The sequence below is a fragment of the Enterobacter sp. CPE_E890 genome, from assembly GCF_046521475.1.
Lineage (GTDB): Bacteria > Pseudomonadota > Gammaproteobacteria > Enterobacterales > Enterobacteriaceae > Enterobacter > Enterobacter adelaidei.
Map to the genome: position 1 here is coordinate 4,326,896 of NZ_JBKFZW010000001.1, position 12,242 is coordinate 4,339,137.

At 57.2% G+C, this 12,242-nt stretch carries 10 protein-coding genes; 3 read left to right on the top strand and 7 right to left on the bottom strand.

Annotated features, from left to right (window positions below; all coding sequences use genetic code 11):
• Positions 1-218: 218 nt before the first annotated feature.
• Entirely contained in the window at positions 219-1,739 is a 1,521-nt protein-coding gene (locus ACLHV9_RS21370) for a PAS domain-containing methyl-accepting chemotaxis protein (protein WP_108090497.1), read from the bottom strand.
• Between the two features lie 435 nt (positions 1,740-2,174).
• On the opposite strand from ACLHV9_RS21370, the gene ygjG reads away from it, so the two are divergent.
• Entirely contained in the window at positions 2,175-3,554 is a 1,380-nt protein-coding gene (gene ygjG, locus ACLHV9_RS21375; protein ID WP_176691078.1) for a putrescine aminotransferase, read from the top strand.
• 36 nt (positions 3,555-3,590) lie between these two features.
• Here the strand turns inward: ygjG and lsrG are convergent, their stop codons facing one another.
• The 6 genes from lsrG to lsrA are packed head-to-tail and all read right to left on the bottom strand — an operon-like array spanning position 3,591 to position 9,276.
• Positions 3,591-3,884, bottom strand: coding sequence for a (4S)-4-hydroxy-5-phosphonooxypentane-2,3-dione isomerase (gene lsrG / locus ACLHV9_RS21380; protein ID WP_028017119.1), 294 nt, complete (start codon positions 3,882-3,884; stop codon positions 3,591-3,593).
• On the bottom strand, positions 3,881-4,768 hold the full coding sequence (gene lsrF, locus ACLHV9_RS21385; protein ID WP_407221058.1) for a 3-hydroxy-5-phosphonooxypentane-2,4-dione thiolase: 888 nt from the start codon (positions 4,766-4,768) through the stop codon (positions 3,881-3,883). The genes lsrG and lsrF overlap by 4 nt, the downstream gene beginning before the upstream one ends.
• An 11-nt stretch (positions 4,769-4,779) precedes the next feature.
• Positions 4,780-5,781 (bottom strand): autoinducer 2 ABC transporter substrate-binding protein LsrB, encoded by a 1,002-nt coding sequence (lsrB, locus tag ACLHV9_RS21390; RefSeq protein WP_028017117.1) that lies wholly within the window; start codon positions 5,779-5,781, stop codon positions 4,780-4,782.
• Between the two features lies 1 nt (position 5,782).
• Positions 5,783-6,760, bottom strand: coding sequence for an autoinducer 2 ABC transporter permease LsrD (gene lsrD, locus ACLHV9_RS21395; RefSeq protein WP_407221059.1), 978 nt, complete (start codon positions 6,758-6,760; stop codon positions 5,783-5,785).
• The gene (gene lsrC / locus ACLHV9_RS21400; protein WP_108090501.1) at positions 6,761-7,792 is read right to left on the bottom strand and encodes an autoinducer 2 ABC transporter permease LsrC; all 1,032 of its coding nucleotides are present in this window, start codon (positions 7,790-7,792) and stop codon (positions 6,761-6,763) included.
• A complete protein-coding gene (lsrA, locus tag ACLHV9_RS21405) occupies positions 7,789-9,276 on the bottom strand; it encodes an autoinducer 2 ABC transporter ATP-binding protein LsrA (RefSeq protein ID WP_407221196.1) in 1,488 nt (495 codons plus the stop codon). Before lsrA ends, lsrC begins: the two co-directional genes overlap by 4 nt.
• A gap of 215 nt (positions 9,277-9,491) precedes the next feature.
• On the opposite strand from lsrA, the gene lsrR reads away from it, so the two are divergent.
• Together lsrR and lsrK are read left to right on the top strand one after the other, a co-directional pair.
• The gene (gene lsrR, locus ACLHV9_RS21410; protein WP_108090503.1) at positions 9,492-10,463 is read left to right on the top strand and encodes a transcriptional regulator LsrR; all 972 of its coding nucleotides are present in this window, start codon (positions 9,492-9,494) and stop codon (positions 10,461-10,463) included.
• A gap of 32 nt (positions 10,464-10,495) precedes the next feature.
• Positions 10,496-12,088, top strand: a complete 1,593-nt coding sequence (lsrK, locus tag ACLHV9_RS21415) for an autoinducer-2 kinase (RefSeq protein WP_028017112.1) — start codon at positions 10,496-10,498, stop codon at positions 12,086-12,088.
• Positions 12,089-12,242 lie beyond the last annotated feature (154 nt).

The window sequence follows — 12,242 nt, forward strand, 5'->3', positions numbered from 1 at the left end:
CTATTAATAATGCCCCATCGATCGTTACTCAACCATCGGATGAGGCTTTTTCAAAATAGCATCGTGGAAAATTGGCTTAGGCAGGAATAAATAACTGAGATGATTTTTTTAGTTATTTAATATTAAATTAACAATAAAACACATCAATAATTACAACCTCAAATAATAAAGCCGTTTATTCCGTAAGGAATAAACGGCTTTACTGGAACATGACTCACTCAATGGAGAACCGTCACCGCATCCTTAAGACGTCCGGCGCGGTGTTTCACCATGGCGGAAATGTGCGCGCTTTCCTCGACCAGGTCGGCGTTTTTCTGCGTGATGCTGTCCAGCTCTGCCACGGCACGGGTTAACTCAGACAATCCAGTTGCCTGCTCGGAGGTCGCGTGGCTAATCTGGGCAATAAGCTGGGTCACGTTTTTCACCTGCTCAACGATGTCATCCATTGTACGGCCTGCGGCGTGAACCTGTTCAGAGCCGGACTGCACCTTGCTGGCGCTGGCATCAATAAGCTTACGAATATCATTAGCCGCACTGGCGCTGCGGCTGGCGAGATGACGAACTTCGCCCGCGACCACAGCAAAACCTTTGCCCTGTTCACCCGCCCTTGCTGCTTCAACCGCCGCGTTGAGCGCCAGAATATTGGTCTGGAAAGCGATGTCATTAATCAAGGAGGTAATCGAACCAATGCGCTGCGTGCTGTCGGCGATATCATCCATGGTTTTCACCACGGTCTGCATCGCATTCCCCCCCTTCGTTGCCGCACTGCTTGCGGCCACGGAGAGTTTGTCTACTTCTGCGGCGGTTTCAGAGTTACTCTGAACAGAAGCCGCCATCTGGTTCATTGTCGCGACGGTCTGCTGCACATTCGCTACGGTCTGGCGCGTGCGATCGTTCAAATCTTCATTACCCTGCGCAAGCTTGTCGCTACCATCGCGCACGCTCACCACCTGGCTTGATACATCATTGATTAACCAGCGGCACATCAGCCCCAGTTGTCCTACCGCACGCAAGGTCAGCCCCAGTTCGTCGCTGCGGTTCAGGTGCTGTACGCTGTTGCGCTCACCGGTCGCCACTTTCAACGCCTGACGTGCCACATTCTCTACCGGACGGACAATCTGCTGCTCAAACATCAGTGTTCCCAGCAGCATCACCACTGCAGCCGCCGCGAGCGGTACCCAGCCTGCGGAAGTCGTGACCAGCGTGGCCGCAAGCACAGCAAAAAGCACCGCCATCACGCTGCGAACGCGCCAGCGCAGCGGCATTGCCGGGAGTTTCCCCAACCAGCCTTTACGTACCACCAGCCCTTTATGAATACGTTTCTTACAGCTTCCGTCATTCAGCGCCCGGTAGAGAGGCTCCACGGTGGCAATCTCTTGTTCCGTGGCTCTGGTGCGGATGGACATATAGCCCGTCACCTGCCCGTGACGCACCATCGGCACTGCATTAGCACGAACCCAGTAGTGGTCGCCGTTTTTACGTCGGTTTTTGACAATCCCGCTCCACGGCTCGCCCTGTTGCAGGGTGTACCACATATCGGCAAATGCCGCCTTTGGCATATCCGGGTGGCGCACCATATTGTGCGGCTGGCCCGTCAGCGCGTCGAGCTCATAGCCGCTCACCTGCACAAACGTGTCGTTAGCGTGTGTAATGTAGCTATGGATGTCTGTGGTAGACATTAAGGTGGTGTCATCATCCAGAGGATATTCATTCTGGCTGACATAGATTGGAGAAGACATCGTGAGCATCCCTTGCAGGTTATTTGAATGTTAATTTTGTGGATTTATGTTTTTTCGGCGGTAAACAATTTATCTTTAGTTGTTAAACTTGATAGAGATCCCAGATTTCACTTAAACCGCACTTTTTGTGAGATTTTATAATTCATTGATTTCAAATACTTTCGCAAAGAAATTACCTGCAAAGCATGATGTGTTAACGCCCACTTAAGTAGCAGCAAATGCCCCACTTTGGTGCGATTGCCTTTTCCCGCCTCTTTTTAAGCTCGCTGCCCTGGATAGCGAAATCCCGTTTCGGTTGTATCGGCATGATTAAATATTGTGCAACATAATTTTAACCTGGCGTTTATCCCGATTTTCGTTAAGTCAGCTGAAGTGGCGTAATCCCTGCAATACTTAACGCAGTATCATGTGATACGCGATCCCCGGGAGCACATTTTGAACAGGTTACCTTCCAGCGCCTCGGCTCTTGCCTGTACCGCGCACGCATTGAATCTCATTGAGAAGCGAACGCTTGATCATGAGGAGATGAAACAACTTAACCGAGAGGTCATCGATTACTTTAAAGAGCACGTCAATCCAGGTTTTCTGGAGTATCGCAAATCTGTTACCGCCGGCGGGGATTACGGAGCCGTAGAGTGGCAAGCGGGGAGTCTGAACACGCTTGTCGACACCCAGGGACAGGAGTTTATCGATTGCCTTGGTGGTTTTGGTATCTTCAACGTGGGGCACCGTAATCCAGTTGTGGTTTCCGCCGTACAGAATCAACTTGCGAAACAACCTCTCCATAGCCAGGAACTGCTCGACCCGCTTCGCGCCATGCTCGCGAAAACGCTGGCGGCCTTAACGCCCGGCAAACTGAAGTACAGCTTCTTTAGCAACAGCGGCACGGAATCGGTCGAAGCGGCGATTAAACTCGCTAAAGCGTACCAGTCGCCGCGCGGGAAATTCACCTTTATCGCCACCAGCGGCGCATTCCACGGTAAATCTCTGGGTGCACTGTCTGCTACCGCCAAATCCACCTTCCGTAAACCGTTTATGCCGCTGCTGCCGGGCTTCCGCCACGTGCCGTTTGGTGACATTAACGCTATGCGCACCGTGCTGAGCGAATGCCGTAAAACCGGTGATGACGTGGCGGCGGTGATCCTGGAGCCGATTCAGGGAGAAGGCGGTGTGATCCTCCCTCCGCAGGGTTATCTGCCTGCCGTGCGTCAGCTGTGCGATGAGTTTGGCGCACTACTGATCCTCGATGAAGTACAGACCGGGATGGGGCGTACCGGCAAGATGTTTGCCTGCGAGCACGAGAACGTTCAGCCGGACATTCTGTGTCTTGCGAAAGCGCTCGGCGGCGGCGTGATGCCGATTGGCGCGACGGTTGCTACCGAGGAAGTATTCTCTGTGCTGTTCGATAACCCCTTCCTGCACACCACAACCTTTGGCGGTAATCCGCTGGCCTGTGCAGCGGCGCTGGCAACCATCAACGTGCTGCTGGATCAAAACCTGCCTGCTCAGGCGGAGCAGAAAGGTGACATGCTGCTGGACGGCTTCCGCCAGTTAGGACGGGAATACCCGGATCTGGTTCAGGACGCACGCGGCAAAGGGATGCTGATGGCGATTGAATTTGTTGATAACGAAATCGGTTATAGCTTCGCAAGCGAGATGTTCCGCCAGCGGGTACTGGTGGCCGGGACGCTCAACAACTCGAAAACCATCCGCATAGAACCGCCGCTGACGCTGACGATTGAGCAGTGTGAGCAGGTGCTGAAAGCGGCGCGTAAAGCGCTGGCAGCGCTGCGGGTGAGCGTGGAAGAGGCGTGATCTGAATTCCCCCTCCCCGTTGGAGGGGGAAAGTTTTTACTCCGGTAACAAACCCACAAAACTGCGTTTTTTGCGCGGCTCTGACATCAACTCCTCGAGCTTATCCACGCACGCCAGATAATGCGGCGTTTTCTTGTGCGCCAGCACCGCCGCTTCGTCTTTATAGGCTTCGTAGATAAAGAACCGGGTTTTCACCCTTGGATCTTGCAACACGTCAAAACGCAGGTTTCCCGGCTCCTGGATCGCCCCTTCGTGGTTGGCGCGAAATACTTCCAGAAACTCGTCCACCCGTTCAGGCTTGATGTTGATCTCCACTAACGTCACGTTCATTTTGCTTCTCCCTGTTTCTCTTCCTGCCAGAACTGGAACGCATCCCGCGCGCTCATATTCTCGTGAACCACTTTCTTCACCGCTTTCAGCATCGCCAGCGGCGCGCTGGACTGGAAGATATTGCGTCCCATATCCACACCGGATGCGCCCTGGTCGATAGCCCGCCAGCACATCTCCAGCGCCTCGTGCTCCGGCAGTTTTTTGCCCCCGGCGATGACGATCGGCACCGGGCAGCTGGCGGTCACTTTTTCAAAGCCTTCGTCCACATAATAGGTTTTGACGAACTGCGCCCCCATTTCTGCGGCAATGCGGCTGGCCAGCGAGAAATAGCGTGCGTCGCGCGCCATCTCCTTGCCCACGCCCGTCACCGCCAGCGTCGGCATGCCGTAGCGCGCGCCCGCATCGACAAGCTTGATGATGTTGTTGATCGACTGATGCTCGAACTCGCTGCCGATGTACACCTGTGCCGCCACCGCGCAGACGTTCAGGCGCAGCGCGTCTTCCATCGCTACCGCCACGCACTCATTGGAGAGCTCACCCAGAATCGAGTTACCGCCGGAGGCGCGCAGCACCACCGGTTTGTTCGTCGCGGCAGGTACGGTGCTCCGCAAGATACCGCGGGTGCACATCAGCACGTCGGTCTCGCCAAACAGCGGGGCAATCGAAAGATCGATACGCTCAAGACCGGTGGTCGGCCCCTGGAAATAGCCGTGATCAAAGGCCAGCATCACCGTGCGGTTGCTTTTCGGGTTGAAGATGCGTGCCAGCCTGGACTGCATGCCCCAGTCCAGCGAGCCGCAGCCTTTCAGGGTAAACGACACGTTCTGCTGCGGCGTGCCAATGCCAAAATCTTTACCGTCTTTGATGTCGTCTAAATCAGCCATTTGCTCCCCCGTCAGAAATCATATTTATTGATGTTCTCTTTGGTGAACACCACACGCTCCGGCAACAGCACAATGCCGTTGCCCTTCGCTTCATACTGGTAGCCCTGCACGCTGTTCGGCTCGACCTTCAGCGCCCCGATATTTTTTACGTCCACGCTGTCGCCAACGTTAAGATCGCCTTTTTTCAGCAAACGATCGGCGACATTGACCGCAATTTTGCCTTGCTGCACGACATCCCACAGACCGAAGGCTTTCACCGTGCCGCGCTCAACGTACGGACGCATCACGTTCGGCGTACTAAAACCAACGATCGCCACCCCCTCCCGCTTGAGGTTTTCCGCCGCCTGCGCTGCCGCAGGCAACGCGTTGGCATCCGGGGCGATGATCGCATCCAGATCCGGATACGCTTTTAAGATCCCCTCTGCGGTTTGTAGGGATTTGGTGGCATCGTTATAGCCAAACTGTGTGGTGACGATCTGCCACTGAGGATGATCTTTCTCGATTTTGGCTTTCGCCTCTTTCACCCACTGGTTCTGGTCGGTGACGGTAGGGCTGGAGTAGAAGAACGCCACTTTGGCATTCGGTTTCGTCACTTGCTTCGATGCCATCTCCACCAGCAGGCCACCAAGCTGTTCCGGCGTTCCCTGGTTGATGTAAATGCTGCGGCACTCCGGTTTGGTGTCGGAGTCCCAGGTCAGAACTTTTACGCCGCGCTGCATCGCGCGCTTCAGCGCCGGACAAAGGCCATCCGGTGACACGGCGGAGACGATAATCGCGTTATAGCCCTGGTTAACGAAGTTATTGATGAGCTGCACCTGGCCAGAGACGCTTGGCTCGGTCGGGCCATCGTAGGTGACATCCACACCCAGATCTTTTCCCGCCTCTTTTGCACCGTTGCCGCCGCTGGTGAAGAAACCCACGCCCACCAGTTTCGGGATAAAGGCAATGCGGTCCGCCGCCTGCGCCGATGCGATGCTAAGCGCCATCGCCAGGACTATCAGTTTTGTTTTCATCTTACGCTCCGGGTAGTTTTGTGAAGAGAGATCGCACCCATTCACGGTGCAGACTCAACGAACGTCCCATCACCACCACAACCAACAGCGCCCCTGACAGCGCGCTCGACACCTGGTTGGGGATGCCGACCATCTGTAAACCCTGTTGCAGATACCCCACCAGCAGTGCCGCCAGTGCAGTACCGATTACCGAACCTGAACCGCCGTAGATATTGGCCCCGCCAAGTACAGCGGCGGTCAGCGCAGGCATCAGTAAATCGCGCCCTAAATCCGAGCGCGCGGAACCGAAATAGGAGACCATCACCAGCGCGGCAATCGCCGAGGCAACCCCGACCAAACCATACAGCACGTACGGCATGCCGTTGACCGACAGCGCCGCATAGCGCGCTGCGCGTGGGTTTTGCCCAATCAGAAACAGATGACGGCCAAAGCGCCCGCGATGGGTAATCAGCCAGAAGAAAGCGGTGATCGCCGCGAACAGCACCAGCGGAACCGGTAAGCCGAAAAGCGTGAGGTTGGCGAACGCGGTAAAGCTGTCCGGGAAGCCACCGATGCCCTCATAGCCCGTCGCCCCCGCCATACCGGAGAGCAGCAGCGCCCCGCCGCCGTAGAGGTAGAGCGTGCCGAGAGTGATCACCAGTGGGCTAATGCCGGTGTAGTGGATAAGCGCGGCGTTGAATAAACCGCACAGCAGGCCGAGCAGTAAGGTCAGCGGAATTGCCACCGCCATCGGCCACCCCGACTGCATCATTACTCCCAGCGCGATGGCGCACAGTCCAATGGTCGAGCCGAGGGAGATATCGATCCCGCCGCTGATAATCACCAGCGTCAGCGGCAGTGCCACAATGCCAATGCAGATGAAATCGCTGGTGCTGAACAGCAACATATTGATATCCAGCATACGCGGGTTGATGGCACCAAAAAGCAGGATCTCCAGCACCAGTAAAATCAGCAGCGTGCTTTCCCAGTTAAGCTTCATTTACGCCACCTCTTTTTTGCGTTTCGGAAACGGGGTGACGTGCTTTCCCCCTTTGTTTCCCGGCTGGAAACGGCTGTACTTCAGCGCCCGCTGATGGCGCGCCAGCGCCTGGCGCAGACGTCCATCGAGCACCAGCACGCCAAGTAGCACCAGCCCGGCAATAAAGTCGTTCCACCAGGCCGGGAGCTTAAACAACACCAGCACGGTGTCGATTTGCGTCAGGAAGAAGGCGCCAAGTAACGCGCCAATTAGCGTGCCCGTGCCACCCAAAAGCGAAATACCGCCGAGCACGCAGGCGGCGATAGCTTTCATCTCCAGCCCGCTTCCGGTCTGGTTCGGCACAAAACCGATCTGCGCGGCAAAGACAATCCCGGCACAGGCCGCCAGCATGCCGTTCAGCGTGAAGGCGATCATCCGCGTGCGATTCACCGCCACACCCAGCTGGCGCGCGGCTGCCAGGTTATCGCCAACGGCATAAAAATCACGACCAAAGGCGGTGCGCGAGAGCGTCCACGCCCCTGCCGCGGCTAAAAACAGCACCACAATGCCGAGCGGTGATAGACCGAAGGCGGCAGGTTCAGAGAGGGATTTCAGCTGCGGCGGCAGCCCTTCAATCCACTTTCCGCCCGTCCAGAGCAGCATCGCCCCGCGATACAGCCCCAGCGTACCGAGCGTGGCGACAATCGCCGGGATGCGCAGGCCCACGACCAGAAAACCGTTGAATGCCCCCGCCAGCGCCCCAACCGATAACGCAAAAAGCATGGATACCGACAAGGTGTAGCCGCTGTTAAGCGCCACGCCCACGGCAATGGCAGACAGCCCGACGGTCGAACCCACAGAGACATCAATATTGCGGGTCAGCATCACCAGCGCGGCACCGAGTGCCAGCAGGATCAGAATTTGCGAACTGGCGAAGATCATCCCCAGCGTCTGCAGGCTGAAATACGCAGGGTTGAGCGCCACCAGCACAGCAAACAGGGCGAGGATCGCCAGAAAGGCGCTCAGCTCGCGGTTTTTCAGTAAGGTCTTCATGATTGCCCTCCAAACGCCAGCGCCATCATTCTGTCGAGGCTGACGGCGTGGCGCGGCAATTCGCCGCTGAGTACGCCCTGGTGCATCACCAGCACCCGGTCAGCAAGCCCGGGAAACTCATCGAGATCGCTTGAGATCATCAATACCGCCACGTTCTGTGCCGCCACGCTTTTGAGCAGTTGATAGATATCGGCGCGTGCCGAGACGTCCACGCCGCGCGTAGGCTCATCAACAATCAGCAGTAACGGATTGGCCTCCAGACAGCGCGCCAGAAGCACCTTCTGCTGGTTGCCACCGGAGAGTGTGCGCACGGTTTGCTCCGCATGGTTAAGCTTGATCCCCAGCGCCCGGTGGTAACGCTCCACCACCGCAGATTCCCGCTTGCGCTGCTGCCAGAGGGAAGGTTCGTTCAGCGCCACGGTGTTCCAGCGGACAGGCGCATCCAGAAATAAGCCGGAAACCTGCCGATCTTCCGGCAGATAGACCAGACCTTTATCGAGCCGTGAAAATACCGGATCGTCGGTGATCTCCTGATTTTCGAGCCAGACGCGGCCGCCGCGCACAGGACGCAAGCCGTAGAGGGTTTCGGCTAACTCGGTACGTCCGGACCCCACCAGCCCGGCAAGACCGACGATCTCGCCTGCGTAAATCTCCAGATTCAGATCGATAAAACCTTCCCCGGTGAGATCTTCCACGCGCAACACCGGGAAATCCTGCGGCTGGGTGCGGCGGTTGCCCGGCAGCGCCAGCCACAGTTTTTGTGCATCGCTTAAGCCTTTTTCCCGGCTCACCGGCGTCATGGCGGCGATCAGGGCGCTATCGTCAAACTGCGCAGTTTCGCCGCTGAGTACCACCGCGCCGTCTCGCATTACCGAGACGTGACTCGAAAGCGTGCGGATTTCCGGCAATTTATGCGAGATAAAGACAATGCCAACACCGAGATCCTGCAGGGCGCGGATCTGCCGGAACAACCGCTCGGTTTCTCCGGGCGTGAGGGAAGCCGTGGGTTCGTCGAGGATCAGGATCGTCGCGTTGCGCATCAACCCGCGGAGGATCTCCACCATTTGTTGATCCGCCACCTCCAGGGTGCTGGCAGTGGCATCCAGATTAAGCTGGCACTGCAACTGGCGAAGTTTCTCCGCCAGGCGTTTATCCAGACCGCGTTCACGCGGCAGGCGAAAAAGGATGTTTTCCCGCACCGTCAGGTTGGGAAACAGCAATGGCTCCTGCGGCACCAGATAAATGCCGAGCTTGTGTGCCTGCGCTGGGGTAAGCCGCGCAAATGGCTGTCCGGATACCGAAAGTTCACCGCTATCCGGCGTCTCCACCCCGGCAATGATCTTCATCAGCGTCGATTTCCCCGCGCCATTACCGCCCATCAGCGCATGCACCTGACCCGCAAACAGCGTGAAATCAATGCCTTTTAAGACCGGCACGCCGGAGAATTGCTTGCAGATATCACGCGCTTCGAGAAGTAAGGTCATCATCGCCCCGCTATTGAACAAATGATTTTTAGATTTAATAATGTTCAAAAGCGTAGACGGTGAACTATATTTACAACCGTGCAGGGATCACAGTTTTATTGATTAAGATCCAGATAAACCCGAAACAAACTAAAAGATCCGTTTTGCCGCGCGGCTCACACTTTCCACCCGCGTCATCACGAACATATGATCTAAATTTTTATAAGAGTTCAATTATGAGCGATAAACGCACTGCGGAAGAAGGTCGGTTTGCCGGGCTGGCGCTGGCGGAAGAGGAGCTGGTGGCTCGCGTGGCGTGGTGTTACTACCACGATGGATTGACCCAGAACGATATTGGCGAACGGCTCGGATTGCCGCGTCTGAAGATCTCGCGCCTGCTGGAAAAGGGCCGCCAGTCCGGAGTGATACGCGTGCAGATCAACTCTCGTTATGAGGGCTGTCTGGCGCTGGAAACCGAATTGCAGCAGCGTTTTGGGCTCAAGCTGGTGCGCGTGATGCCTGCCCTGAATACGCCGCCAATGAACGTCCGACTGGGCATTGGTGCCGCGCAGTCGCTGATGGGCGTGCTGGAACCCGGACAGCTGTTAGCGGTGGGATTTGGTGAAACCACCATGAGCAGCCTGCAGCACTTAAGCGGTTTTATTAGCTCACAGCAGATCCGCCTGGTGACGCTCTCCGGCGGTGTCGGGCCGTATATGACCGGCATTGGTCAGCTCGATGCGGCCTGTAGCGTCAGCATGATCCCCGCTCCGCTTCGCGTTTCGTCTGCCGAAGTAGCCGGGATCTTAAAACGCGAAACCAGCGTGCGGGACGTGATCCTCGCCGCAAAGGCGGCCGATATCGCAGTGGTGGGAATTGGTTCCGTGAACCAGCGCCGTGACGCGACGATCTTGCGCTCTGGCTATATCAGCGAAGGTGAACAGCTGATGTATGCCCGCAAAGGGGCGGTGGGAGACATTCTTGGTTATTTCCTGAATGCCGAAGGGGAATGCGTCGAGGAGCTGGAGATCCATAAAGAATTACTGGGCGTCACGCTCGATGAACTGGCGCAGTTGCCCACCATCGTTGGCGTGGCCGGAGGTGAAGAGAAAGCCGATGCGATTTATGCCGCACTGAAAGGTCGCCGTATCAATGGCCTGGTGACGGAAGAGACGACAGCCCGCGCGGTGCTGGCTCTGGCCGGATAAGAGCAGCCCTGCGCCTGACACGAGGCAAGCTCATGAGTTACCTTTTAGCGTTAGATGCAGGGACAGGCAGCGTTCGCGCCGTTATTTTTGATTTGCAGGGCAACCAGATTGCCGTCGGCCAGGCCGAGTGGAAACACCTGAGCGTGGAGAACGTGCCGGGCTCGATGGAATTTGACCTCGCCACCAACTGGCAGCTCACCTGCCAGTGCATTCGCCAGGCGCTGGAGCGCGCGCGACTGAGCGCGGCGGATATTCAGTCCGTTGCCTGTTGCTCCATGCGCGAGGGAATAGTTCTGTATGATCGCAACGGCGAAGCCATCTGGGCCTGCGCTAATGTCGACGCCCGCGCCAGCCGCGAGGTGGCTGAACTCAAAGAGATCCACGACGACCGTTTTGAATCCGAAGTGTATGACGTCTCCGGCCAGACCCTGGCCCTGAGCGCCATGCCGCGCCTGCTGTGGCTGGCGCACCATCGTCCGGATATCTACCGCAAAGCGGCGACCATCACCATGATCAGCGACTGGCTGGCGGCGAAGCTCTCCGGCGAGCTGGCGGTAGATCCGTCGAACGCAGGCACGACAGGCATGTTGGATCTGTTCTCCCGTGACTGGCGACCCGCACTGCTGGACATGGCCGGGCTACGCGCCGATATCCTCTCCCCGGTAAAAGAAACCGGCACCGTGCTGGGCACGATCGCCAAAGCCGCCGCACAGCAGAGCGGTCTGCGCGAAGGGACGCCGGTGGTGATGGGCGGCGGTGACGTGCAGCTTGGGTGTCTGGGGCTGGGCGTGGTGCGCGCCGGGCAAACGGCAGTGTTAGGCGGGACGTTCTGGCAACAGGTGGTCAACCTGCCGCAGGTACGAACCGATCCTGAGATGAATATCCGCGTAAACCCACACGTTATTCCTGGCATGGTTCAGGCGGAGTCAATCAGCTTCTTCACCGGGCTGACGATGCGCTGGTTCCGTGATGCCTTCTGCGCAGAGGAAAAACTGATTGCCGAGCGGATGGGCATGGATACCTACACCCTGCTGGAAGAGATGGCCAGCCGCGTGCCTGCTGGCTCACATGGGGTGATGCCGATCTTCTCCGATGCCATGCATTTTAAGCAGTGGTATCACGCTGCGCCGTCGTTTATTAACCTCTCTATCGACCCGGAAAAGTGCAACAAGGCGACGCTGTTCCGTGCGCTGGAAGAGAACGCCGCAATTGTTTCGGCCTGCAATCTGGCACAGATTTCGCGCTTTTCCGGCGTGACGTTTGAGAGCCTCGTCTTCGCCGGTGGGGGAGCGAAAGGTGCCTTGTGGAGCCAGATTTTAAGCGACGTCACCGGGCTGCCGGTACGCGTTCCGGAAGTGAAAGAGGCCACGGCACTGGGCTGCGCGATTGCGGCCGGAACGGGGGCGGGACTGTTTGCAGATATGGCATCAACGGGCGAGCGGCTGGTGAAGTGGAGCCGGGAGTTTACGCCGAACCCGGAACACCGCGACTTGTACGACGGCATGATGCAGAAGTGGCAGGCGGTGTATGCCGACCAGCTTGGGCTGGTGGACAGCGGGCTGACGACGTCGATGTGGCAGGCTCCGGGGCTGGTGCGCTCCCCCTCCCCCCGGCCCTCTCCCTGAGGGAGAAGGAGATTAAGTTTTGTAGCCCCGGTAAGCGCAGCGCCACCGGGGAAGTTCTTTGAGTTCTATCACAATCATTCGATCCCGCTTTTACCTTTCTGCTGACGCTGGCTAAATTAGTAACTCATCCGACCACATAACAATAATTTTACAC

Excerpts from the sequence above, each read along its gene's own strand:
- lsrC (WP_108090501.1), bottom strand. The coding sequence starts at position 7,792 with ATGAAGACCTTACTGAAAAACCGCGAGCTGAGCGCCTTTCTGGCGATC.
- lsrK (WP_028017112.1), top strand. The coding sequence starts at position 10,496 with ATGAGTTACCTTTTAGCGTTAGATGCAGGGACAGGCAGCGTTCGCGCC.
- lsrF (WP_407221058.1), bottom strand. The coding sequence starts at position 4,768 with ATGGCTGATTTAGACGACATCAAAGACGGTAAAGATTTTGGCATTGGC.
- lsrA (WP_407221196.1), bottom strand. The coding sequence starts at position 9,276 with ATGACCTTACTTCTCGAAGCGCGTGATATCTGCAAGCAATTCTCCGGC.
- lsrB (WP_028017117.1), bottom strand. The coding sequence starts at position 5,781 with ATGAAAACAAAACTGATAGTCCTGGCGATGGCGCTTAGCATCGCATCG.
- ACLHV9_RS21370 (WP_108090497.1), bottom strand. The coding sequence starts at position 1,739 with ATGTCTTCTCCAATCTATGTCAGCCAGAATGAATATCCTCTGGATGAT.
- lsrG (WP_028017119.1), bottom strand. The coding sequence starts at position 3,884 with ATGAACGTGACGTTAGTGGAGATCAACATCAAGCCTGAACGGGTGGAC.
- lsrD (WP_407221059.1), bottom strand. The coding sequence starts at position 6,760 with ATGAAGCTTAACTGGGAAAGCACGCTGCTGATTTTACTGGTGCTGGAG.
- lsrR (WP_108090503.1), top strand. The coding sequence starts at position 9,492 with ATGAGCGATAAACGCACTGCGGAAGAAGGTCGGTTTGCCGGGCTGGCG.